Origin of the sequence: Psychrobacter sp. van23A, from assembly GCF_030845275.1 — a bacterium.
Classification (GTDB): domain Bacteria; phylum Pseudomonadota; class Gammaproteobacteria; order Pseudomonadales; family Moraxellaceae; genus Psychrobacter; species Psychrobacter faecalis.
In genome coordinates this window covers 202,927-225,993 of record NZ_CP132595.1, presented here as the reverse complement: position 1 = coordinate 225,993, position 23,067 = coordinate 202,927, and the positions used below count along the sequence as shown (strand labels likewise).

The following is a 23,067-nucleotide window of genomic DNA, read 5'->3' as shown; positions in this document are numbered from 1 at the left end:
GCGATATCGTTAAAAGCTAAGTCTAAGTAACTTAGCAATATACTTTCATATAAATGCTTAGCAAGGCAACATCACTTCTGAGTTAAAGGACTTCAATTTCTCATAACGCAGCTCGCAGCGCTCATCCGCATCCATATCTTTAAGCTCACCTAATTGCTCAACAATTAATGCTTTTAGTGCCGTCATGACTGGCTGCGGCTGAAGATGAGCACCCTCGCCTTCATCGATAACTGCGTCAATTAGGCCCATTTGATAAAGGTTAATGGCATTCAGTTTTAATGCTTCACTGGCATCTTGGGCTTTTTCCGCAGTTTTCCACAGAATAGACGCACAGCCTTCAGGAGAAATGACTGAATAAATACTGTTTTGGAGCATATTTACTTTGTCGCCAACGCCAATTGCCAATGCGCCACCTGAGCCGCCTTCACCAATAATAGTGACGATAACAGGTACTTTAAGGCTAGAGAACACGGCGATACTTTCAGCAATGGCTTGCGCTTGGCCGCGCTCTTCAGCACCGATTCCGGGGTAGGCACCTTGGGTATCGACAAAGGTCATCACCGGAATATTAAAGCGCTCAGCCATTTTGACCAAACGAATGACTTTGCGATAACCCTCGGGGTTTGCCATGCCAAAATTATGTGCGATACGCTCACGCGTGCTACGACCACGATGCTGACCAATCACCATTACAGGCTGACCATCTAGGCGCGCAAGACCACCAAGAATAGCCTTGTCATCTGCATAAGCACGGTCGCCATGTAATTGATCAAATTCGGTAAACAGCTGATTGACATAGTCCATAAATAATGGACGTTTGGCATGCCGTGCAAGCTGAACGCTATCCCAGACGGTACTCATAGACGCTTCCCTTTCATAATTCTATATAATATGGTGATGGTTAATAATGGCTGTGTTAGTTAATACTGTTATTATCGACTCTCAAATAATGAAAGTACAGTTGTAAACTCAATAGAAGCTATAGTAGCACATCTTAAATCGCATGGCATTACTGACAACGCCGCTTTTGTTACGTTAATCCGTAGCACCATTATTATAATAGTAACGGCTTCGCATTAAGAATCAGTATTAAGAATCAGTATTAAGAGTCGGCATTAAGAAACAGTATGAGCAATCAGCCCTTATGCCTCAACCATACTTCCATCAACAACACTCAGCTTTACGCCCCATTTAGCAAACTGCTCAATCTCCGTATGCAAGTCTGACAATAAGAAAGTATAGTGCTCACTACTTTCACCAACGGTAATTTGCCAGCGGTTATTGTCAATCACTTTTAAACCCAGTTTTGGTAATTCATGCTCGCTACGGCTATGATGCGCAAGCACCGCCAAACGTAGCAGCAAACACAGATAAACCAGCGAATCGCCACCGATTATACAAGCCTGCTCTAACATATCCGCTTTGAGCTTACGGCGATGATTGAGCATCAGCTGCGCCATGCGTTTTTGATCGACCTGCGAAAACCCTGGAATATCAGAGTATTCAACCAAATAAGCACTGTGTTTATGATAGCCGCTATGCGCAATTGCTAAACCGATTTCATGTAATGACGCTGCTCGTCTAAGTAAATCACCATCTTCTGTACTAAGTCCGAGCTTTTCTTTGACTTGCTCAAATAAACTGCGGCTGGTTTTGACCACTTGTTTGGCTTGTTTTTTATCGCCAGAGTAGCGTTTAATCAGCGCAAGCACACTGCGGTCACGCACATCTTCGCTAGCAAAACGTCCAAGCATATCGTACATAACGCCTTCACGCAGCGCGCCATCTGAATACACCATGGTCTCAATGCCGAGCACTTTCATCACCGCTCGCAATACCGCAACGCCCGCTGGGAAAACCGCTTTACGGTGTTCTTTGACGCCTTCTAATTCAATGTCATCGACGTTGCCAATTTTAAGCAATAATTTTTCTAACTTTTTAACACCTTTATAGGTGATGCGTTCTTGTTCATCTGCCCAGCCTTTTGACACAAGGACGTTGCGTACCGCTTTAATGGTGCCACTTGAGCCAACCACACTACTCCAGCCGGTTTTTTGGTAACGGCCATTAATCGCCAGCACTTCTTTGCGCGCCGCTGAGATGGCATTATTAAAGGCTTCTTTGGTAATCAGGCCGTCCGCAAAATACTTTTGGGTAAAGGCGACGCAGCCCATCTGCAAGCTTTCGGTCAATAACGGATCGAACTCTTGACCAATGATAAACTCTGTCGAACCGCCGCCGATATCAATAACCAAACGCTTATCGCTACTGGCATTGGTATGCGAGACGCCCAAATAAATCAAACGCGCCTCTTCACGTCCAGCGATAATCTCAATCGGTTTTGGCAGGATTTTATTGGCACGGCTGATAAAGTCATTGGCGTTTTTTGCTTGGCGTAGGGCGTTGGTTGCTACCACGCGAAGACGCTCGGGCGGCACCGAATCCAAACGCGCCACAAAGCGGCTTAAGCATTCAAGCCCGCGCTTTTCAGCCGCCGCGCCCAAGATATTATTCTCATCGAGTCCGGCAGCGAGCTGCACCTTTTCAGACATAGACACCACTTTTCGCACTTCACCGTGGTCGAGACGCGCAATCGCCAGATGAAAACTGTTGGAGCCGATATCAATAGCGGCCATCATTTCATCTTCAGCAAGTGGTGGATTTTTTAGGTAGTCTTTGGGCATAAGCGAGATTGTTACCGTATTAGATAAAGTGGTATTTAAAAGCCTTCAAGCTTTTAAAATAAAGAATATGAGCAAGTTTTTCCATTAAAGCATTTATGCCAAACGCTGGCAAGTCAGCGGCTACCATCACTAAACACAGCTTGCAAAAACATTCAAATATCTAAGAAAACTCGATTAAATACTGGCTAAATAGTGATTAAACCAGAACCTTAAAGTCAGTCTCTAACGCTTGTTTTAATGCAATCGGTTTGCTACATTAAAAATGCGTTAGAATCTCATAATTAGCCGGTATATTGTAATAGATAACAAGCACTTACTTATATTATAAACATTGGTTATATAAGCCCATTACATAAAGCAGCCCTCAATTTTGCGATTGAGCATTCATAACTCATTGATGATTTAAAATAACTAATTTGCAAGGAAGCAAAGTCATGAATCAAGCCACTACCCAAACCTCACAAAACAAAGCTGCCCAAACTGAAAATGCCGATACTCATATTAATAAACAAAGTAATGGCAAGATTATCAAGGTAGCAGACCCAGCCAAGCATCAATTTTATGACTTTTATTTAAATGAACATCAAAATATGGCGTGCCGCCGTTTGCACTTCGCCGGTAGTAGCTTTGGCTTATTAGGCTTAGCAAAGTCTGTCAAAAATCGCTCAGCCAAACCGCTGCTTAAAGGCATCGCTGCGGGATATGCTTGCGCGTGGGTCGGGCATTTTTTCTTTGAGAAAAACAAACCTGCTACTTTTAAATACCCATTACAAAGTTTTGCTGGTGATATTCGTATGTTCACCGATGTGCTCCGCGGTAATTTGAGCTTAAAAGACCGTAAGTTCGATAAAGCGCGTTAAATTTATTGATAATAAACAGAAAAAACAAAAACTGGGCCAGTTTAAGACGCTAGCCCAGTTTTTTATGTCGTTATCAAAAATCTATTATTTAGCAGCTATTTAGCGTAAAGACTTACGAAGTATTTTACCTACAGCGGTTTTTGGTAACTCATCGATAAAATCGTAAGCTTGCGGACGCTTATAACCGGTCAAACGCTCTTTGGCAAACGCCGCCAATTCCTCAGCCGTTAAGCTGGGATCTTTTTTAACCACAAACGCTTTTGGCACTTCGCCACTGTGCGCATCTTCAATGCCAACGACAGCCACCTCGAGCACTTTAGGATGTTCCGTCAGCGCCGCTTCCACTTCATTTGGATATACATTGAAACCCGAAACCAAAATCATATCCTTTTTACGATCAATCAATGTCAAAAAGCCATTTTCATCTAACATGCCGATGTCACCGGACTTAAAGTACCCATCATCGGTAAAGGTCTCTGTATTATCCAAACCCCAATAACCCTGCATCACTTGTGGCCCTTTAATCCCCACTTCGCCGGGCACGCCAACAGCACAGGCGGCTCCTTGCTCATCAATGATTTTGATATCCATCATGGCTAAAGGTAATCCGACGCTACCATTAAAGCTATCTATCCCTGGTGGATTAAAAGAGATAACCGGCGACGTTTCTGACATGCCATAACCTTCATTAATAATCATGCCTGTAGCGCGCTGCCATCGGTCAGATACCGCTTTGATAATCGCGGTGCCGCCACCGATAGATAATGCCAAGCGACTAAAATCAAGCTCGGTAAACTTTGGATGATGGAGCATGCCGTTAAATAACGTATTGACCGAAGGAATCACATGCGGCTGATGCTGTTCAATGCTATTTACTAAGCCATCGATATCGCGCGGATTGGTGATCAATATATCTTCCCAGCCGCCATAAATACCCAGTAAACCACAAACCGTGAAGGAGAAAATATGATAGAGCGGTAAAGGGTTAAGTATCTTGATTTGCTCGCTGCGACCTGCTTCGACAACGCTGCCAAACATTGCATAACACTGGCAAATATTAGCCATCAAATTATAATGAGTAAGCATCGCGCCTTTTGGCTTACCCGTTGTGCCGCCCGTATACTGGAGTAACGCCAAGTCTTCGCGCGTGATGGTCGGTGGCTGAAACTGATCTGCATGGTACGCTTGCATAATATGAGCAAAGCTCACATAACGTTCTTGATGAGATTTTGCAACTGTAAGCTCATTTTCACCGTCATTTTCAGTTGAACAATGAATACTGTTAAGGATAGCAATATCATTATCGATAAGCTCAGCACTCGGATTGATAGAACAATGTACGACTAAAGACAGTTGCGCTTTAACCTCATCATCCAATTTATCGAAAGCTGCCGACATACCATCGAGAATCACCAATCCACACGCTTGAGAGTCTGTCAGCTGATGGGCCAACTCATACTGGGTATACATCGGATTGACATTTACCAATACTACCCCTGCGCGCAGACAACCAAGCAGCACCACCGCATATTGCAATATATTTGGCAATTGCACCGCAACACGGTCGCCCTTTTGAATGTTTTGTGCTTGTAAAAAAGCAGCAAAGCGGCGACTTGCAACATCTAACTGAGCAAAATTTAAGGTGGCAGCGCCCATGCTAAAAGCAATAGCGCTACTGTGCTGATCAATTTTTGGTTGTAATAAATCAAGCAGGTTGTCCTTACCGTTTAACACATCCAAATTATTTTCCAAGCCATATTGCTCGTAAGCTCGCTGCCATAATGGCGGAACACGGCTACTTGGCGCATTATTTTCAAAGCTATTATCCATCAAATTGCATCCTTGCTAAAACGTGATTGGTGCTCTCAGAATAGCACAACTTAGACGTTGTATTATAGGTTCTAGAACAAGGATACTTTTAGGTTATAGATTATTTTCAAGCCTAAAAAACTTCCACCATTTATTAAAAATTCGTTTTATTAATGCGCAGGCACAAAAAAACCAGCACGATAATCCTGCTGGTTTTTATGTTGCAGATATAAATTCTAAAGAACATTAAACTTTAAATTTTAGACAAGTAATTTTAACCAAATGATTTACGCTTTTGCCATTTCAGCAAAAATCTCATCAGCGGCGTTAATAGACGCTTCAATGTCTGCATCACTATGCTTGATCGACATAAAGCCCGCTTCATAGGCAGATGGCGCAAGATAAATACCGCGCTCTAACATGCCATGAAAAAAGGTATTAAACACATCCATATCGCACTCGGTGACGTCATCGAAGTTTTGCGGTACGTTTGTCGCCTTGTCTTTAACAAAGAACATCCCAAACATGCCGCCCAGTTTATTGGTGCGCAGATTGATACCATGCTTGTCCGCCGCCGCTTGGATACCATCAATAAGCTGGTCTACTTTCGCAGATAATTCGGCGTAAAAACCATCAACGGTTAAGTCTTCAAACATCGCGATACCAGCGCGCATAGCCAGCGGGTTACCTGATAACGTACCCGCTTGATAAACGCCGCCAAGTGGCGCGATACAAGACATCACTTCTTTTTTACCACCGAAAGCACCAACGGGTAAGCCAGCACCGATAATTTTACCAAAGCAGGTCAAATCAGGGTCAATGCCAAAATGCGCTTGCGCGCCGCCAAGTCCAACGCGAAAACCGGTCATCACTTCATCAAAAATCAATACCGCACCATTGGCGGTACATTCTGCGCGCAAAGTATCATGGAATTCTTGGGTCGGAATGACCATATTCATGTTGCCGGCGATTGGTTCGACAATCACGCAAGCAATCTCACTACCCCATTTTGCAAAGCACTCTTTAATCGCTTGCGGGTCATTATAAGGAATGGTAATCGTATGCTTGGCAAAGTCCGCTGGCACGCCTTTTGAGGTCGGTTCGCCAATATCTAGCATCCCTGAGCCCGCTTTTACCAGTAAGCTGTCGGAATGACCATGGTAGCAGCCTTCAAATTTGACGATTTTGTCACGCTCAGTAAAGCCGCGCGCCAAACGAATCGCGCTCATGGTCGCTTCCGTGCCCGAGCTTGTCATGCGAATCATCTCAACACTTGGGACGATTTCGCAAATCTTATCAGCCACGGTGGTTTCAAACGGTGTTGGCGTACCAAAGCTCAAGCCATCATCAGCGGCTTTTTTAACGGCATCAATGACTTTTGGATGCGCATGACCCAGAATCATCGGGCCCCAAGAGCCGACATAATCGATATAAGCATTGTCTTCGGTGTCATAGATTTTGCTGCCGTTAGCACGGTGCATAAAGATAGGCGTACCACCAACGCCAGCAAAGGCGCGAACCGGTGAGTTTACGCCGCCAGGAATATGTTTGCGGGCTTGCGCAAAGAGTTGTTCATTTTTAGTACTCATAATTAGTCTCTACTTATTCTTTTGGTGTTATTTTATTAACGATAGCTTAATTAACAATCACTTAATTAACAACAACTTAAGCTTTTTTAACCACTGACGATTTGAGCTTCATCGGTCCAAAACCATCGAGTTTACAGTCGATATCATGACCATCAGACGCATCTGGCAATAGGCGAATCCCCTTTGCTTTGGTGCCGACTTTGATAATGGTTGATGAACCTTTGACCTTTAAGTCTTTAATCACGGTGACGGTATCGCCATCTTGCAGCTCGTTACCGACCGCATCACGAATGACCGCCTCTTGTGCTTCAGCCTGCGCCGCATCGGTTTCAGCCGCGGTCCACTCATGAGCACACATCGGACATACCAGTAACGCACCATCTTCGTACGTATATTCAGCATCGCATTTTGGGCAATTGGGTAAGCTCATAATTTCCTCGTCAGCCGTGATAAATTGAGTGTATTCTAACGCTAACATTGTACCGTAACTCGCCAGCTTTCACCAATCGCTTCGCTTGTAAACACAGAACTGTGACTAATTGATACATTCGCTTATCTCTTAACGTGGACGTTTTTTATCACGTGGTTTTTTGTGGTACTCTGCTGTAACCAAATTTGATTTGATCACCATTTGTCTTTAGGTACTAAAAAGATGGTAAAAACTTAAATAACGACTTTTTCGCATTATTTTAACAGTAAGTTTTATAACGACTTTAATCACTCAGTATTAACCCTAATATCTGAGGCTATAGCGACTCATAAATAGGACAATAATAATGACTCAATCAACATTGCCACAATTTGTTCAACTAACCATTCAAGGTGAAGATGCCGCAAAGTTCTTACAAGGGCAGCTGACCTCTGATGTCACTAAGCTTGGGCTTAGCTATCAAGCAACGGCGCTTAGCAATTTAAAAGGCCGTATCGATTTTGGCCTTTGGATTAAAAAACAAGACGAAAAGCATTTTGATGTAGTAATCAGCGCCGATTGCGCTGAGGCGTTCCAAGCGCATCTTAAAAAGTTTGGCGCCTTTTCAAAATTTGATACCAGTGCACCAACGCCCATTTATCCTTGGGTACTCGATGGAGTACCAACCTTTAGTCATAAAGACGAGCATAATACGCCAGCGGACACCCAAGCGTGGATGCAAGCGAGTCTTGCAGCGGGTAACTATTGGATAGTCGCGGACACACGAGGCGAGTTTCAGCCGCAAGAGCTGCGTCTGCATCAGCGCGGCGGTATGGATTACGATAAAGGCTGCTACCTCGGTCAAGAAGTCATTGCTCGTATTTACTTTAAAGCGGCACCAAAAGCGTTTTTACATTATGTCAGCGGCACAGGCGAGGTGCCAGCCGCAGGTGATAAGCTAGAGAAAATTCAGGTGGTCAATGCCATTGCTGATGATAATACGAATGGCAATAGCTTTAGAGCTTTGGTCGTTGCCCGCCCAGAGCATTTAGCCGATAGCGAGCTTACGATATTAGACTTACCACCAGCACTACAAGCGGATGTCGCCCGTCAAAAATAACGTGAAAGGTTTGATAGTCTATTTCACAGTCCAACACGTATTATAAAAAGCACTTTTACTAAAACGCAGCAGAGCAATTTATGACCCATATTGCGGTACTCGGAGCAGGTGTGGTGGGCGTGACCAGCGCTTGGTATCTTCGGCAAGCAGGCTACGATGTGACCGTCATTGAGCGCGAATCTGCTGCTGGTATGCAAACCTCGTTTGCCAATGGTGGGCAGATATCCGTCTCGCACGCAACCCCTTGGGCAAATCCGAGCACACCAATGAAAGCGCTTAAATGGCTATTTCGTGAAGATGCGCCGCTGCTCTACCGCTTGCGAGCTGATAAAGCGCAGTTGAAATGGGCGATGCAATTTTTACAAGAATGCCGCGCAGATCGTGCAGATGCCAATCTGGTACAAATGGTACGTTTGGGCTTGTACTCACGAGATACTTTGCAGCAGCTACGTGCTGATATCAGTATCGATTACGAGCAGCAAACGCGCGGTATCATGCATTTTTATACCAACCAAGCTGAGTTTGATGCCGCCATTGCGCCAACCGAGCGTATGCAAGAGCTCGGCTGTGAGCGTTATGTGATAGATATTAATAATGCTATTAGCCTTGAGCCTGCGCTTTACCCTATCGCGCATGAGCTCAAAGGCGCGACTTATACCAGCCGTGATGAATCGGGTAATGCGCATTTATTTGCCCAGCGTTTGGCGCAGCGCTGCATCGATGCTGGCGTGAAATTTTTATACGATACCGATATCTTGGCGTTAAACACCGACGCCCATTCTGTTCGCCCGCACGTGCATAGTATGACCATTCGTCCCAAGGGCGAAAACGCACAGACTTTTAGCGCCGACAGTTATGTGCTAGCACTTGGCAGCTATAGCGTATTGCTCATGAAACCGCTCAATATTCATCTGCCAATTTTCCCTGCCAAAGGTTATTCAGCCACTTATCAAGTCAATCCGCGTGCGCCACATTTAGCACCTTTCGTTAGCCTTATTGATGATGAGTTTAAATTAGTCACCTCGCGCCTTGGTGACAAATTACGCGTCGCAGGTACGGCGGAATTTAACGGCTATAATATGGATTTAAATAGCACGCGCTGTGCAGCCATTACCCGCCGCGTCCAGCAGTTATTCCCCAAAGGTATCATTGCCAATTCTGTGCAATATTGGACGGGACTGCGCCCAATGACACCTTCTAATGTGCCGTTAATAGGGCGCGCGCATCATGGTCAAGTCCGTCATGGTAGTCATGATACCAATGCCAGCTTTGATAATTTATGGTTAAATACCGGTCATGGCACGCTTGGCTGGACCCATGCTTGTGGTTCGGCAAAGGCGCTCAGTTTATTGATACAAGGTGAAACGCCGCCGGTAGATTTTGACTTTGTTGGCTTAAGAACGTAAAAATAAGCAACTTAGAAATCAGAAACGTAAGAATTAGGAACGTAAAATGAGAAGCATAAAAAAGGCGCTACCACTATAAGTAAGCGCCTTTTTAATTAAATGTAGAATTTCTAACTTAGCTTAATTTTAAGCAGCAGTGGTTACTTTAGTGTCAGAAATAGTTGTATCTAAGTTAACCTCTGCTGGCTCGATTGCTTCTAATTGCACAGGTACGCCATTGACTGCTGCATTACCACTTAGCTGATCGATTAAGGTATCGTCCGTCAAGTCATTAACACTGACTCCGGCATGCGCTTGCGCAATCTTTTGCTGCACACCTTTACGCCCATGACCCCAACCATGAGGAATACTGACTACGCCCGGCATTAGCTCATCGGTGACTTCTGCGGTAATAATCACACTACCAACGCGCGAGGTCACTTTTACTTCTTGTCCATCCTTAATACCATGCTGTTGCGCCGTTTCAGGATGCAGCATCAGCGTACAGCGTGGCTTGCCTTTTACCAAGCGATAGCTATTATGCAGCCATGAATTGTTACTGCGTACATGACGCCGACCGATAAGTAAAATCTGTTTGTCATCATAATCCTGCATCATCGTTTGCACGCGCGCTAAATCGGCTTGATAAAAATCAATATTAAGATGAATTTGCTTATCTTTATGCTTTATTGCTTGCGGTAGCATTCTTTTGAGCGTGCCTAAATCAAGTCCATGTGGCTTTTTCTTGAGTTTATTTAGATTCATGCCAGCATAAGGTCCACGTCTTAAGCCTTGATCAAGCAAAAATCTCGGTCCTAAAGTCTTAACCAATCGGCGCTCAATCTTGGTCGCAAGCGGCGCTTTTTTATCGAGGCGTTTTGCCAGCTCTAAGTAGATTTGCCAATCGTGTTTGGCACTTTTTTTCTTAGCAAACAACGCTGGAGAGTATTTAGCGACATTATGAACGGCAAAATTATTAAAGGTAACGTCATAATGGTCACGCTCTAGCGGCGAGACGGGTGGCAAGATAATATTGGCATGCCGGCTGGTTTCTGTGACAAAGTAATCAATCGCGACCATGAAGTCCAAATTGGCAAAGGCTTTATCTAACTTTTCACCATTTGGCGTACTGAGGACAGGATTGCCAGCAACGGTCATAAAGCCTTTTAATTGACCCTCGCCTGTTACCAGCATCTCGTCACCCATCGCTACGACGGGATAATCACCATTGAAATCAGGCAAGTTACTCACGCGGCTATGACGTTTACCCAGATAACCTGGACCGGAGTTATTGACCACATCGAGTGCAGGATTGGGGAACATGAGGCCGCCCACTTCATCCAAACGTCCGGTGACGATATTAATCGCCATAATCAGATACTGGCTTAATAAGCCAAATTCCTGCACCGATACGCCCATGCGCCCATAGCAGACCGAGCTTTGTGCTTCACAAAACTCTTTGACCAGTCTTTTAATCTCATTTGCAGCAATGCCAGTAATATCAGCAACCGACTCTGCGCTATAGTTTTTAGCAAAATCTGCCAAGCGCGCGATCTCTGGCGCAAGCGCCGCCGCTCTATTATTAGTCTGTGCTTTATCGGCGTAACCTTGGGCATAGATTTCATTGAGCATAGCAAGCAAAAATAAAACATCGGTTGCTGGACGTATAAAATGATGCTCGCTGGCAATGTCAGCAGTTTCGGTACGGCGTGGATCAATCACTACTACTTTGCCATCGCGGGCTTTGATGTCTTTGAGCTTTTGGCGCATATTTGGCGCGGTCATAATACTACCGTTCGATGCCAGCGGATTGCCACCAATGATGAGCATATATTGGGTGCGATTGACGTCAGGCACAGGGATACGCAGCATATGCCCAAACAGGTGCATGCTGACGATATGGTGCGGTAATTGATCGACCGAGGTTGCAGAAAAACGACTGCGGGTCTTGATACTGCTTAATAGATGCTTAATCGTTAGCATGCCGCCCAGATTATGGACGTTAGGATTGCCTAAATAAACACCAAAAGCATTTTGGCCATGTTTCTTTTGTACTGACTGTATGCCAGCAGCTACTTTATCAAGCGCATTATCCCAGCTGATTGTTTTCCAACCGTTAGCCGTCCTCTCGATGGGATGACGCAAGCGATCTGGGTCTTCATGCAAATCTTGTAAGGCAGTTGCTTTTGGGCAAATATAACCTTTAGAAAATGGATCATTTTTATCACCTTTAATCGATAATACCTTTGCTCCATCGTGCTTTACTTCAATACCGCACATTGCCTCGCACAGATTGCAGGTTCTAAAATGTGTTTGCTCATTCGTCTTGGTTTGTTTACTGCTCATGGCCACGCTCCCTGTGATGTTTTACTATCGCTTTCGTTAACTAAATTCCGTTTTATGATATGGATTTTACGATATCAATCGATTCGTAAGTCTTAAAAACTTTGCGAGCTCAGCATTCATTAATTTGCTCACTAGCTACTTATTACTTGCTCATTATTGATAAAAAATCCACCAAAAAGCCCATCAAAGTTTTTGCACAACATCGCAATTGCTTGCTGCTGTGAATAACGTCCTCGATGACAGCCTAATATCAACTCATGAACTTGCGCGCTCGCACTATCAACGCAGAGATAAACTTCAAACGTCTCAAAAGAACACTCGGCTGACTGTAATCCTTGGATGAATATCTTTGTCCATTCCTCGCGTATGTCGGTAAACAAACTTCCCAAACCTTTATCTTCTACTCGCAAATCAAAGCGCAGACTGTCTTCGAGTAACCGTTGGAATAACCTAATATTTTGAAAGGCAGCTGTAAAAATTAGCGTCAAGCAATGCTGACAGCGCTGATTGAACGCCGCTCTAGACAGCGTTGGATAATCACCAAGCATATCTGCCCACGCCTTACGCATCAGTGATAAATAATTGTCTTTTAATTGCCTACTCAACTCACTTTGTAGCGTTTCTACGCTGTCAAAGTGATTATAAAAACTTGGCTGGGCGATTCCCGCCCCTTTAGCGATTTTGTTCATACTCATGCCGCAAGCGCCTTCCAAGCTATAAAGCTGCAGCGCACTTTTTAATAAGGCACGACGGGTTTTGGCTTTTGCCAGCTCACGCTTCGTATCTAATCTTGTCGCGTTTACGGTATTAAGTGGACTCACTGTTATTCTGTCCTAATTGTCTAAGGCTTATGATTTCAGCTATAAGCTTATAGTTATTTAAATAACAAGTCTATAATCAGGGGCGTAAAAGATTAGATTTTCCATTAATAGTTTTAGAATTAGGATTGATAAAGACATAAAAAAGGACAAAGCACTATATAGGTAGAGATTTGGCTGCTGGTTTTCTTTACGTATCGCTCTGACAAAGTGCCCTGTCTATTACACAACTATGCCCTCCATAACATAGCAAGAGCAATGACCATAATTAAGCAACACTACAAACATTGCTCATACAGACACGGCGGTCTAACATTTATATATTGGTATCACAAGTTGGCCACGGGCTAGCTGTAAAGTGCTTAAAACAGTACGAGATAAATAAGAACAATCATAAATAATAACCTGCTCCTAAAGCACTTTACGGTTTATAGCGTTAGAATTTTTAAACTATTTACCGTAAAGTTTTGATAACTAAAATAAGGACTATAATAATGAACGAACATACGCTAAAAGGTGATTGGAAACAGATGAAGGGTACGGTCAAGCAGAAGTGGGCTGACCTAACTGATGATGATTTACTACATATTGAAGGTAGCCGTGATAAACTCGTGGGTAAAGTCCAAGAGCGTTATGGTCACAGTAAAGATGACGCTGAGCGCGAAGTAGATGCATGGCGCGTTGAAAACAAATACTAATTTGTCTTATAAGAATTTTCTTACATATAGATTTTTATAAGCTATTTATTGAGAAAGGTCACATTGATTTAATGTGGCTTTTTTTATCGTCTATGCTTTTTTATTGTCTATAAGTAACTACTCATCATATTGGCTTATGGATTTTAACGATAAAAATATGAGGTCGTTATCATTTGGGATAACGGGTATGATAAAAGTTTTCTAAGGAATACACGTTCTGAGAAAATCTGAATGGAGAATTCTTAACACCCAGACACGATAAAACCGCATAGCAATTAATTGTTATGCGGTTTTATTGTTAACCATCCTTGTTACCCATCACCACTCTAATCGCTGCATCCTTGCAAGATATTGAGTATATTGTGATAGCCGGGCATCCTGCCCATTTGTTCTGACTACTACTGGCATTAGATGCCTGCAGCACGGGTCATGTGTCCTTATTCCAATTGCCTTTATCATCCTGATGCTAGCGATTGAACTATTATCCTTAATACGGTTAACTCAATCCTTGAGTCACATTCCCTTATGCCGTGTGTGTATAGTGTCAAATTATGCATCACGTGTTAAGTCGCGTAAGCGTCATTGCATGTAAGCATATGCTTACGTCGATTTTAAGATAGCCAATATCTCAATCTAAGTTATTGATAAATTTGAAATAATCTTTACGTATATCTTTAATTGTTTCGTACTCCCTATATTAGTCATTAAAAGTGTTAGCGACATTGAACAAATTTAGAAACGCCCTAGTCACCTAAAGTGTCGAATGCTTACGCAACTATTTGCAAAATTTACAACTTATTAACACCAAAGACATGGAAAGATGATTTTTAAGTCTTACTATGTGTATGTAAGAAAATATTTCAATATTAAGAAACAAATATTGGCTTTGCAGGCTTATAAGCTACCAATCACCTATTGTTAAAAGTATCCCTGTTAAATAATCGTTCCTTATTCAGATCATCAGTACTCCAAAGGAGATTTTATTGTGAAAACTCTATCCGCTTTCTCATTTAGGACCGCAATATCTGCTGGTTTAGCGCTGTCTTTGTTAGGAACGGTGGCTGGTTGTGCCGTTGTTGATCCAGGTTATGGAAATTACCCAATATATGGTGGTAACAGCGATTACGGCAATGCTGACTATAAACGCGTTAGCCAGACTCTAAGCAATAATCTACGCCGTCAAGGCTATCAAGTCATGGACATCCGCTCTGATAACTATCGTGGCAACCATGCTATTACTGCAATCGCTAGAAAGAACAATCAAACCTACGAGCTTAAATATAGCTATCCAGACTTAAGACTCATCAGCTCAAACAAAAGAGGTTCCTCTAATGTTTGGCAAGATGATAGAAACGATAAAGACCGTTACGACAAAGATTATTATAAAAAAGACAAGTATAAAAATCATGGTAAATATAAAAACAATAAGCGCTATAAAGACGATGGTATCGAAAACAGTATCAAACGAGATTCTCGTTACCCAGCGATTAAGCAGCGGGCTGTCAATAAAGTAAAGTCAATGGGCTATAGCGTTAAAGATGTAGAACTCGATGAAAAGAACGGCCGCGGTGTGTTCAAGATTGAAGCCAAACGCGGCTCACAAGAATATGAGATTTTTCTTGACTATCCAAACTTGAATGTGATTAAGATTAAAAAAGACTAATCTTTAAACAGTCCATTTTTATACGTTAGCTTTTCTTATGCAACGTTATTGTGGTAGTGCAACATTAAGATCAGTAATTAAATACCAGTAATCGCCACATTACTGATAAGTAATAGGAATTAATAAGATAATAGGAATATTTATTATGAAGATATTAAGCTTCTCAACTTTAAAAACCGCTTTTTCTGCTGGTATTGTGCTTGCTTTATTGGGCACTACCTTTGGTTGTACCGTCACGCCAAGACATGATGGTCAAAGAGTTTATTACCCAAACGGTCCGTATCAGGGTAACGGCAAGTATAACAATAATGGTCGTTATAATAATGGCGGCCATAAAGTCAATCATGCTCACCACGATAGCAAAAAAGGCAAACATAAGAATAAAAACGGTCATCACAAAAATAAAAACGGTAAGCATAAAAAAGATAATAGCCGCTACAACAATAATGGTCGCTATAATAATAACCATTATCGCTACAAGTAACTTAACCTCTCAACAATTTATAGAAATAGCGCATAGCGCCTAATGGCTAGGCGTTTGGGTTTTTGGGTCTGTGCTCTCGTTATTTGACGACGTTTGACAAAATTTAGCTATTTTAGATGAGTACGATTCAATTAAGAACACGCCTTGTACGTACAGATAAGATTTTGGCATCGTTGATGACTTGATGCCCTTGGTCAAATAAGCCAGCCCTTGGTTTAGTTGACCATTTTTTTATTGTGTCGTTTTTAGCATAGAACCTTGCTTATATAGACGAGCTACCAATACCTTTAATAGCATAGCATGAGAGAATATTATGAAAAAATATACGTTATTAAAAACCACGGCGGCGAGCAGTATGATTGCCGCGTTACTGTCCATAACGACTGGCTGCGTCACCGCGCCCGGCTACAATGCTTATGGTGACCTTTATGAAGACATTTACAAAGATACTAAAATCTATAAGAAACACAAGAAAACCATCAAGTCTATTGATAAAGAGCTTTATCAGCCTGCTATCGAGCAGCGCGCGGCCAATCAGGTTAGCAATATGGGTTATCGGGTCAAAGACGTCAGATATAAAAAAGGCGACAGTAAAATAAAAGTAAAAGCTCGCCGCGGCAGTAAAGACTATAAAATTGAGCTTGATTATCCAAGCTACAAGGTGATTAAAATCAAAGAAGACTGATAATTTCTGATAATAAATTTAAGATCTTAAAAGTCCAATACCTCAATCACATCATAAGCAGGCGTTTCATAAGGATGCGTCTGCTTTAATGCTTCAATCACTGGCTTAATATAGGCGTCGGCTACCACCATCTCCACGCGCCACTCTATAACGGTTTCGAGTGTATCCTGCGTGCCAATATGCGGCTGACTGCCTGATAATGGCATGAACTGACCGCTGCCCCGCACTTGCCAGCAGCACTGCTCATAATCACCAATTTTTCCAGCACCAGCCGCAAACAAGGCAGTCTTTACTTGCTCTAGCGCTTCATTGGGAATAAAAACTGTCAATTTATACATCGCTTACCCCTTTCATGCTCTTTAAAAAATTACTAACAACTCTAGATTAGCTATTTTTTGGACAGTGAAGGATGGTCGGTCCAAACATAGCGCAGTAACCAATCTTTTGCCGCGCCCGCATAATCAATGCCAATGCGTGGGCGCAGCGATACCGGCGGCTGGCAGCCGTCGTCTTCGACCCACAGCCGTGACGCGGGCGTGATAGGCTTACCATATAACTCGCGGTCGATTTGCAGTCGTTTGGTCAGCTTGCCAGGGCCTGCAAATTGCTTGGAATGCGTAAGCTGCTTATCAGCGCTAAGGAGTTGCTCGTCGATTAAGCGCGCGCTATCGTCTGTCAAAAACCCTGCGCGTATTAATACCGCTTCTGGCGACTCTGCCGTTCCGCTGACCAAATTGAGCATATGATGGATACCATAAGTCAGATAGACATAGAACACCCCACCCTCGCTATACATAATTTCGGTACGCGGCGTGCGCGTGCCAGCATGGGCATGACAAGCGGCATCACCTTCGCCAATATAGGCTTCGGTCTCTGAGATGCGCATCCGTAGGGTTTTTTGTTTACCATCACTATCGATTAGCTGTCGGCATAAAATCTTGCCAATTAAATCTGCCGCTACCACGCAGGTCGGGCGGACAAACCAGCTAGGTTCTAAAACGGAGGGTTGTATATAAGGTAATTTGTACAATGACATCAAAGATAACCTTTTTTATAGCGGCGTTTATATTGACGATATAAATTTAGCATAAAAAACCACTCAAAGCGGCTAAGCGTTAGACCTTATTACCTATTGCAACTGTTGCTATACAGACAGTTAACTCATTCTAATAGTAAGCTTAAAACTCGCCAATCAATTTTAAAGTTAAAAAACTAAAAACATCCAACACTAAAAAATACAAACAAAAGGATATAACAATGACTAACTCTAATACTAACAATGATAAGCAGCACAACAACGATAGCAATAAAAATGCTAGCGAAAAAGATACGAATAAAAACGCAGTGATGAAAGATAACAACACTAATAATGGTAATAATGCTTCTAAAGGCAACGCTACTAACGATTCAAAGGACAACGCCTCAAAAGATAGTCAGTCTAAGACAGACGATAACAGTAAGAACGACAAGCAAAATAGTCAGTCACAAAGTAAAAACAGCAAAGACGATAAGTCATCTAATCAAGACAATACTAATGACAAAAAAGATGATAAAACGTCGGACAAGAACGATAGTAAAGATAGCGATAATGATAAATCGTCTGATAAAAACAATAGCGGTGCCAAAAAAGACGATCAATCAGACGCTAAAAACAACAGTAAAAATGGTGACGATTCTGATAAGAAGGATAAAGATAGTAAAGATGATGACTCTAAATCTAGCGAAGATAAAGAATCTTCTTTAAAGGACACCGCTACCACTAAAGCTAAAGAAGTGGTTGGCACATTAGCGGACAAAGCTGCCGATGCGATGGAAATGGCTGCTAAAAAAATTAAAGAAGCGCGTAAAGACAAATAACATAGCAATCTTTAACATAACGGTTTTTAAAATGCTTATCCCCATAAAAAAACTGAGCGCATGGCTCAGTTTTTTATTTTTTAAATATTTTATATTTCTAGTTTAACGGCACACCGATACGTTTTGCTACTTCTTCATAGCCTTCAATCACATCACCCAATGATTGACGGAAACGGTCTTTATCGAGCTTTTTCTTGGTCGCTTTATCCCAGATACGGCAGCCATCAGGCGAGAACTCATCACCTAGAACGATACGATCATGGAATACGCCAAATTCAAGTTTAAAATCTACCAGTATTAAATCGCCAGCATCGAACAGCTGTTTTAATACTTCGTTTACTTGGTGACTGAGCTCTTTCATTTTCGCCAATTGAGCCTCGTTCGCCCAATCAAGCGAGATAGAGATGGACTCATTGACCATCGGATCGCCAAGCGCATCGTCTTTATAAAACAGCTCATAAGTAGGTGGTGTCAAAGCTTGACCTTCCTCTAAACCTAGGCGACGTACCAAACTGCCCGCAGCAAAATTACGCACCACGCATTCAACCGGAATCATGTCTAAACGCTTGACCAGCACTTCATCGTCTGACAACTGCTTTTCAAAATGGGTTTCGATACCAGCGTCAGCCAGTTTTTGCATGATAAAGGCGTTAAAGCGGTTATTCACCACGCCTTTACGAGCAAGCTGTTCGATACGCTTACCATCGAGTGCGGAGGTATCGTCGCGGAAGTGTAAAATCAGCAGATCATGGTCTTCTGTTTCATAAACAGACTTGGCTTTGCCTTTATAGAGCAGTTGTTGCTTTTGCATGAGGGAGTTCCTGTTCGTTCAAGCTTATGTGGTAAAAACGCGCAGTGACCGCCAAGCGCTTTGTATTAAGGTATAAAATGCTTAACCATAATAAAAGACCAGCGGTATAGATAAGGATGAAAAAGGGGTTTATTCTGCTGCTTGGGTCACGGCAACCGTACGCTGAGGTCTTGGCAGCTGATATTGTTTACCTGACTCATTTTCTAGTTTCAAGGTATTAGCACCGGCATTAGGCGTTGGGTATAACGGCACAAATGGCGCTGTTTCTTGCGCCGCTGGCAATTCTAATGGTGCCAGTTTTTTGCTTTGCTGATACTCAAGGCTACCATTATCGCGCTTACCAAACAGACCTTTGGTCGCTTGGCAGCCGCTCAACACTAACGTACTACCCAAAACCACGGTCATTAGCATCGGGAATATTTTTGCAGGGTTTGATGATACTGTCATCATATTATCTCTCTGAGTTAGCAGTTATTGCTTATTTGGTGCGTATGTAGGCAAAGCGTTTATAGTTTTACTATGTCTAACTTTTTTACTTAATAATCAAAACCTATAGAGCCACTATAAGCGGTATGTTTATTAAATTTATAAAAACCTAAAGTAAGTTTGCACGGATTAGAGCTTCATCAATGGTCGCATGGTGCTTTTCAGCCAACCATACCAACGGCAAACGAATACCGGTATCTATCATGCCTATTTTATGCAGCGCATATTTAACAGGAATAGGGCTTGATTCGATAAATAAGTCACGGTGTAAGTGCTTGACCACGTCATGAACTTTATGAGCGGCATCAAAATCTCCACGCAGGCCAGCGCTAAAAGTCTCACTCATAGCTTTTGGTGCCACGTTAGCCGTCACCGAAATATTGCCTTTACCGCCAAACTGCATCAGCTCAAGAGCAGTACTATCATCACCAGATAGCACCACCATTCTGTCGCCAACGGCTCTGATCAATTGCTCACCGCGAACAGCCGAACCTGTGGCGTCTTTAATAGCAACGATATTGTCAATATCAGCGAGGCGTTCAACGGTTTCTTGGGCGATATCTACAACGGTACGTCCCGGTACGTTATAAAGCATTTGCGGGATTTTTACCGCTTCAGCGATGGCCTTATAATGCTGAAACAAGCCTTCTTGTGGCGGTTTATTATAATAAGGGGCGACCAATAACGCACAATCAGCACCTGCTTCGGCGGCATCTTGGGTTAGCTTAATGGCTTCCATCGTATTGTTGGCGCCAGTGCCTGCAATCACAGGTACGCGACCTTTGACATGCTGAACAAAGTAGCGAATCACATCGCTGTGCTCTTGCATGGACAAAGTCGCTGACTCGCCAGTGGTACCGACAGCGACCAAGCAATGCGTACCTTGCTCAATCTGCCAATCTATGAGGTCTGCCAGACGTTTATAATCGACCGTGCCGTCAGGATGCATGGGCGTTACCAAGGCTACCATTGAGCCTTGTAGCCGGGTTTTAATATCGTCGTATGCTGTGCTCATAACCGTGCCTGTATATCCTAGCTTTTATTAAAGCTATCACATGATAAGTCGTTTGCAAGTGCCCCTATCCACTCTTCGGAGCTGAACGCTTGATAAAACTAACGTCAGGGCAATACCTTGCGTGATGTTCATACTGTGTATTTATTATGCTAACGTGATTGACGCTATTTAGCTGCCGCCACTTGATTGACTGCAAGCCATAAAAACGCCTGCTAGTGTAGCATATTTTGCCTTCATCGCTATCAAACAATTCATGCTTAACACTTCTATAAAGCGAAAAATTAGCAATCTATCATAATGCTAAGCGCGATGTTATTTGGCTTAAAAAACGTGCGTGAAAACTAAACAATTAGTGTAGCGTATTCGCATAGTAGCGATAAAACCTTTTTAGATATTTTAACGAATCGTCAACACAGTAGGAATTAGACGATATAACTTCATTGTAAATAAAGAAAGCCGATTCGTCGCGCTGCTAATCACCCTATCCACTGCTATTCAATGCGTAAACCAATGATACCTGGAATACCTTGCCGGACTATCTCAATTGTCACCACGCCTTTTTCGGGCAATGACCCCACGGCGCTAGAAAAATCGTTGACCGTTTTAATCGGTTTTTGGTGCAAATTGGTGATAACGTCGCCTGCCAGTATACCCGAGCGCGCCGCGAGTCCCGTCGGCTCAATAGCGGTGACCAGCACGCCGGTCTTATTATCAGCAGCCAGCTCTATTTGCTCCTCTGGCGTTAAATTGCGCAGCGCCAGTCCCAAGCTGATGCCGTTGGCTTGCTGTGCGCCGGTTTGCGATTGCATAGCATTGGAAGCATTACTAAGCTTGCCGGTTATGATAGCTTGTTTACCGTCACGCTGAATCTGAACGCGAAAGATATCGTCAGGCCGCGCCCGATTGATCAGGTTTAATAAATCGGAGGCTTCCATAATTAAGACATCATTGTATTTTAAAATAATATCGCCTGGCTTTAGCCCCGCTTTTTGCGCCGGTGAGTCTGGTGAAACGCGCGTCAATAATGCCCCTTGCGGACGCGCTAAATTATAAGCTTCGGCTAAATTCCGGTCGATATCTTGCGGAAAAATACCCAGATAGGCGCGCGCAACTTCACCGTTATCTTTTAACTGCTCATAAATATCCATCGCCGCATCAATCGGGATAGAGAATGACAGACCCATATAGCCGCCCGTGCCACTAAAAATACGCGAGTTAATACCAATTACTTCACCGCGCTGATTAAATAATGGGCCGCCAGAGTTACCCGGGTTTAATGCCACATCAGTTTGGATAAAGGGTACGCTGGTTTCACGGGAAAAATTGCGCGATTTGGCACTTACAATACCTGCCGATGCTGAATAATCGAAACCAAAGGGCGAGCCAATTGCTAATACCGGCTCCCCTACTTTTAGCGCATTAGAATCACCGATTGGCAAGGCAGGGAATTGGCGCCCCGTGACCTTGAGCACCGCCACGTCTGAGCGCTCATCACTGCCAACCAATTTGGCATCAAGCTCGCTTCTGTCATTGAGCGTCACAGTAATTTTGTCCGCGCCTGCCACCACATGATGATTGGTCAGCATATAACCATCACGGGTGACAAAAAATGCAGTGCCATATGCATGTTCAATCGCAGGCGTCGCTGCTTGGTCAGGAATATGTAAGCGATCACCAAAGAACTTCCGCAATAGCTCAGCCGTTTGGGCTTTAGCAAGCTCTGCCTCGCTGACAGTTTTGGTGACGTTTACTCGCGCGACCGCTGGCGTGACTTGCTGTACCAAGCCCGAAAAATCTGCGGTGGTAACGGCCGCTTGTGCAGTTGGCACGGTCGCGATGTTGATACCTGCCGCCATAGTAGTGGCTACCGCTATGGCCAACGCGCTCTGCTGTAACCAACGGCTCAAATTGGCTGTATTCGACGTTTTAGACATATTGTTAGGCATGTTACCCTCCATATAATGGGTTTTTATAATTGTTATAAACGGTTTGAATAGGACCGTTATGAATAATAATTCTGGCGTCTTATTTATACATTATGCTGATAATCGCTCAGTTTACTTTTTCGCTAACCTCTAAAGCTAACATTTAAAAACTGATTTTTATATTGGTCTTTGCATTGCTGGCTGAGAGATTCTACCGCTTGCTTTTGTTATCTGCGTTCAGCATAAACTTTGGGAAATACAAACTTACAAAGAAGAATGCTTGTTAGTTTACCGTCCATTTTCGACTTATGGTATAAAACTTTATCTTTTCTATCATAAAGATAGCCTTATTGCTAACATGCCAGCACTACTCCCTTTAATAAGCGTTCTTAGCTGAGAATCAAGTGGCGCAAAGATTGCTCT

Annotated in this window: 21 protein-coding genes; 8 read left to right on the top strand and 13 right to left on the bottom strand. The window is 43.1% G+C overall.

What is annotated here, in order from left to right; all coding sequences use genetic code 11:
- Positions 1–57 precede the first annotated feature (57 nt).
- Positions 58–861, bottom strand: a complete 804-nt coding sequence (locus RAH45_RS00975; RefSeq protein WP_306495396.1) for an acetyl-CoA carboxylase carboxyltransferase subunit alpha — start codon at positions 859–861, stop codon at positions 58–60.
- Positions 862–1,142: 281 nt separating this feature from the next.
- Positions 1,143–2,684 (bottom strand): exopolyphosphatase, encoded by a 1,542-nt coding sequence (gene ppx / locus RAH45_RS00970; RefSeq protein WP_306495395.1) that lies wholly within the window; start codon positions 2,682–2,684, stop codon positions 1,143–1,145.
- A 434-nt stretch (positions 2,685–3,118) separates the two neighbouring features.
- Here ppx and RAH45_RS00965 point away from each other — a divergent pair, with 434 nt between their 5' ends.
- The gene (locus tag RAH45_RS00965) at positions 3,119–3,544 is read left to right on the top strand and encodes an Mpo1-like protein (protein ID WP_306495394.1); all 426 of its coding nucleotides are present in this window, start codon (positions 3,119–3,121) and stop codon (positions 3,542–3,544) included.
- Between the two features lie 99 nt (positions 3,545–3,643).
- Here the strand turns inward: RAH45_RS00965 and RAH45_RS00960 are convergent, their stop codons facing one another.
- From RAH45_RS00960 to RAH45_RS00950, 3 genes are all read right to left on the bottom strand, one after another.
- Positions 3,644–5,374 carry an AMP-binding protein gene (locus tag RAH45_RS00960; protein WP_306495393.1) on the bottom strand — a complete coding sequence of 577 codons (1,731 nt, stop codon included), beginning with the start codon at positions 5,372–5,374 and terminating at the stop codon, positions 3,644–3,646.
- A gap of 266 nt (positions 5,375–5,640) precedes the next feature.
- On the bottom strand, positions 5,641–6,942 hold the full coding sequence (gene hemL, locus RAH45_RS00955; RefSeq protein ID WP_306495392.1) for a glutamate-1-semialdehyde 2,1-aminomutase: 1,302 nt from the start codon (positions 6,940–6,942) through the stop codon (positions 5,641–5,643).
- Between the two features lie 76 nt (positions 6,943–7,018).
- Positions 7,019–7,372: a zinc ribbon domain-containing protein YjdM gene (locus tag RAH45_RS00950; protein WP_306495391.1), complete on the bottom strand. Its 354-nt coding sequence runs from the start codon at positions 7,370–7,372 to the stop codon at positions 7,019–7,021.
- A 346-nt stretch (positions 7,373–7,718) separates the two neighbouring features.
- Here RAH45_RS00950 and RAH45_RS00945 point away from each other — a divergent pair, with 346 nt between their 5' ends.
- Both RAH45_RS00945 and RAH45_RS00940 read left to right on the top strand, forming a co-directional pair.
- The gene (locus RAH45_RS00945; RefSeq protein WP_306495390.1) at positions 7,719–8,471 is read left to right on the top strand and encodes a CAF17-like 4Fe-4S cluster assembly/insertion protein YgfZ; all 753 of its coding nucleotides are present in this window, start codon (positions 7,719–7,721) and stop codon (positions 8,469–8,471) included.
- Positions 8,472–8,551: 80 nt separating this feature from the next.
- The gene (locus RAH45_RS00940; RefSeq protein WP_306495389.1) at positions 8,552–9,877 is read left to right on the top strand and encodes a D-amino acid dehydrogenase; all 1,326 of its coding nucleotides are present in this window, start codon (positions 8,552–8,554) and stop codon (positions 9,875–9,877) included.
- Between the two features lie 126 nt (positions 9,878–10,003).
- On the opposite strand, the gene RAH45_RS00935 is transcribed toward RAH45_RS00940, so the two are convergent.
- Together RAH45_RS00935 and RAH45_RS00930 are read right to left on the bottom strand one after the other, a co-directional pair.
- A complete protein-coding gene (locus RAH45_RS00935) occupies positions 10,004–12,202 on the bottom strand; it encodes a molybdopterin oxidoreductase family protein (protein ID WP_306495388.1) in 2,199 nt (732 codons plus the stop codon).
- A gap of 131 nt (positions 12,203–12,333) precedes the next feature.
- The gene (locus RAH45_RS00930) at positions 12,334–13,023 is read right to left on the bottom strand and encodes a TetR/AcrR family transcriptional regulator (RefSeq protein WP_306495387.1); all 690 of its coding nucleotides are present in this window, start codon (positions 13,021–13,023) and stop codon (positions 12,334–12,336) included.
- A gap of 491 nt (positions 13,024–13,514) precedes the next feature.
- On the opposite strand from RAH45_RS00930, the gene RAH45_RS00925 reads away from it, so the two are divergent.
- From RAH45_RS00925 to RAH45_RS00910, 4 genes are all read left to right on the top strand, one after another.
- Complete coding sequence (locus tag RAH45_RS00925; RefSeq protein ID WP_068405819.1) at positions 13,515–13,718, top strand: CsbD family protein; 204 nt, start codon at positions 13,515–13,517, stop codon at positions 13,716–13,718.
- A gap of 985 nt (positions 13,719–14,703) precedes the next feature.
- A complete protein-coding gene (locus RAH45_RS00920; RefSeq protein WP_306495386.1) occupies positions 14,704–15,381 on the top strand; it encodes a PepSY domain-containing protein in 678 nt (225 codons plus the stop codon).
- A gap of 145 nt (positions 15,382–15,526) precedes the next feature.
- The gene (locus RAH45_RS00915; RefSeq protein ID WP_191692287.1) at positions 15,527–15,865 is read left to right on the top strand and encodes a hypothetical protein; all 339 of its coding nucleotides are present in this window, start codon (positions 15,527–15,529) and stop codon (positions 15,863–15,865) included.
- Between the two features lie 313 nt (positions 15,866–16,178).
- Positions 16,179–16,550: a hypothetical protein gene (locus RAH45_RS00910; protein WP_193030503.1), complete on the top strand. Its 372-nt coding sequence runs from the start codon at positions 16,179–16,181 to the stop codon at positions 16,548–16,550.
- Positions 16,551–16,576: 26 nt separating this feature from the next.
- Here RAH45_RS00910 and RAH45_RS00905 read toward each other — a convergent pair whose 3' ends face one another.
- Both RAH45_RS00905 and RAH45_RS00900 read right to left on the bottom strand, forming a co-directional pair.
- On the bottom strand, positions 16,577–16,888 hold the full coding sequence (locus RAH45_RS00905; protein WP_305935627.1) for a YqfO family protein: 312 nt from the start codon (positions 16,886–16,888) through the stop codon (positions 16,577–16,579).
- A gap of 50 nt (positions 16,889–16,938) precedes the next feature.
- On the bottom strand, positions 16,939–17,586 hold the full coding sequence (locus RAH45_RS00900) for a DNA-3-methyladenine glycosylase (RefSeq protein ID WP_305935626.1): 648 nt from the start codon (positions 17,584–17,586) through the stop codon (positions 16,939–16,941).
- A 221-nt stretch (positions 17,587–17,807) separates the two neighbouring features.
- On the opposite strand from RAH45_RS00900, the gene RAH45_RS00895 reads away from it, so the two are divergent.
- Positions 17,808–18,407: a hypothetical protein gene (locus RAH45_RS00895; RefSeq protein WP_306495385.1), complete on the top strand. Its 600-nt coding sequence runs from the start codon at positions 17,808–17,810 to the stop codon at positions 18,405–18,407.
- Positions 18,408–18,504: 97 nt separating this feature from the next.
- On the opposite strand, the gene purC is transcribed toward RAH45_RS00895, so the two are convergent.
- From purC to RAH45_RS00875, 4 genes are all read right to left on the bottom strand, one after another.
- Complete coding sequence (gene purC / locus RAH45_RS00890) at positions 18,505–19,218, bottom strand: phosphoribosylaminoimidazolesuccinocarboxamide synthase (protein ID WP_068405834.1); 714 nt, start codon at positions 19,216–19,218, stop codon at positions 18,505–18,507.
- A gap of 129 nt (positions 19,219–19,347) precedes the next feature.
- A complete protein-coding gene (locus RAH45_RS00885; protein ID WP_225211718.1) occupies positions 19,348–19,668 on the bottom strand; it encodes a hypothetical protein in 321 nt (106 codons plus the stop codon).
- 145 nt (positions 19,669–19,813) lie between these two features.
- The gene (gene dapA, locus RAH45_RS00880) at positions 19,814–20,719 is read right to left on the bottom strand and encodes a 4-hydroxy-tetrahydrodipicolinate synthase (protein ID WP_305935624.1); all 906 of its coding nucleotides are present in this window, start codon (positions 20,717–20,719) and stop codon (positions 19,814–19,816) included.
- Between the two features lie 491 nt (positions 20,720–21,210).
- On the bottom strand, positions 21,211–22,665 hold the full coding sequence (locus RAH45_RS00875; RefSeq protein WP_306495384.1) for a Do family serine endopeptidase: 1,455 nt from the start codon (positions 22,663–22,665) through the stop codon (positions 21,211–21,213).
- Between the last annotated feature and the right edge of the window lie 402 nt (positions 22,666–23,067).

Bases quoted from the DNA above. Each gene is read 5' to 3' on its own strand.
- RAH45_RS00975 (WP_306495396.1), bottom strand. From the start codon at position 861: ATGAGTACCGTCTGGGATAGCGTTCAGCTTGCACGGCATGCCAAACGT.
- ppx (WP_306495395.1), bottom strand. From the start codon at position 2,684: ATGCCCAAAGACTACCTAAAAAATCCACCACTTGCTGAAGATGAAATG.
- RAH45_RS00965 (WP_306495394.1), top strand. From the start codon at position 3,119: ATGAATCAAGCCACTACCCAAACCTCACAAAACAAAGCTGCCCAAACT.
- RAH45_RS00960 (WP_306495393.1), bottom strand. From the start codon at position 5,374: ATGGATAATAGCTTTGAAAATAATGCGCCAAGTAGCCGTGTTCCGCCA.
- hemL (WP_306495392.1), bottom strand. From the start codon at position 6,942: ATGAGTACTAAAAATGAACAACTCTTTGCGCAAGCCCGCAAACATATT.
- RAH45_RS00950 (WP_306495391.1), bottom strand. From the start codon at position 7,372: ATGAGCTTACCCAATTGCCCAAAATGCGATGCTGAATATACGTACGAA.
- RAH45_RS00945 (WP_306495390.1), top strand. From the start codon at position 7,719: ATGACTCAATCAACATTGCCACAATTTGTTCAACTAACCATTCAAGGT.
- RAH45_RS00940 (WP_306495389.1), top strand. From the start codon at position 8,552: ATGACCCATATTGCGGTACTCGGAGCAGGTGTGGTGGGCGTGACCAGC.
- RAH45_RS00935 (WP_306495388.1), bottom strand. From the start codon at position 12,202: ATGAGCAGTAAACAAACCAAGACGAATGAGCAAACACATTTTAGAACC.
- RAH45_RS00925 (WP_068405819.1), top strand. From the start codon at position 13,515: ATGAACGAACATACGCTAAAAGGTGATTGGAAACAGATGAAGGGTACG.
- RAH45_RS00915 (WP_191692287.1), top strand. From the start codon at position 15,527: ATGAAGATATTAAGCTTCTCAACTTTAAAAACCGCTTTTTCTGCTGGT.
- RAH45_RS00910 (WP_193030503.1), top strand. From the start codon at position 16,179: ATGAAAAAATATACGTTATTAAAAACCACGGCGGCGAGCAGTATGATT.
- RAH45_RS00905 (WP_305935627.1), bottom strand. From the start codon at position 16,888: ATGTATAAATTGACAGTTTTTATTCCCAATGAAGCGCTAGAGCAAGTA.
- RAH45_RS00900 (WP_305935626.1), bottom strand. From the start codon at position 17,586: ATGTCATTGTACAAATTACCTTATATACAACCCTCCGTTTTAGAACCT.
- RAH45_RS00895 (WP_306495385.1), top strand. From the start codon at position 17,808: ATGACTAACTCTAATACTAACAATGATAAGCAGCACAACAACGATAGC.
- purC (WP_068405834.1), bottom strand. From the start codon at position 19,218: ATGCAAAAGCAACAACTGCTCTATAAAGGCAAAGCCAAGTCTGTTTAT.
- RAH45_RS00885 (WP_225211718.1), bottom strand. From the start codon at position 19,668: ATGATGACAGTATCATCAAACCCTGCAAAAATATTCCCGATGCTAATG.
- dapA (WP_305935624.1), bottom strand. From the start codon at position 20,719: ATGAGCACAGCATACGACGATATTAAAACCCGGCTACAAGGCTCAATG.
- RAH45_RS00875 (WP_306495384.1), bottom strand. From the start codon at position 22,665: ATGCCTAACAATATGTCTAAAACGTCGAATACAGCCAATTTGAGCCGT.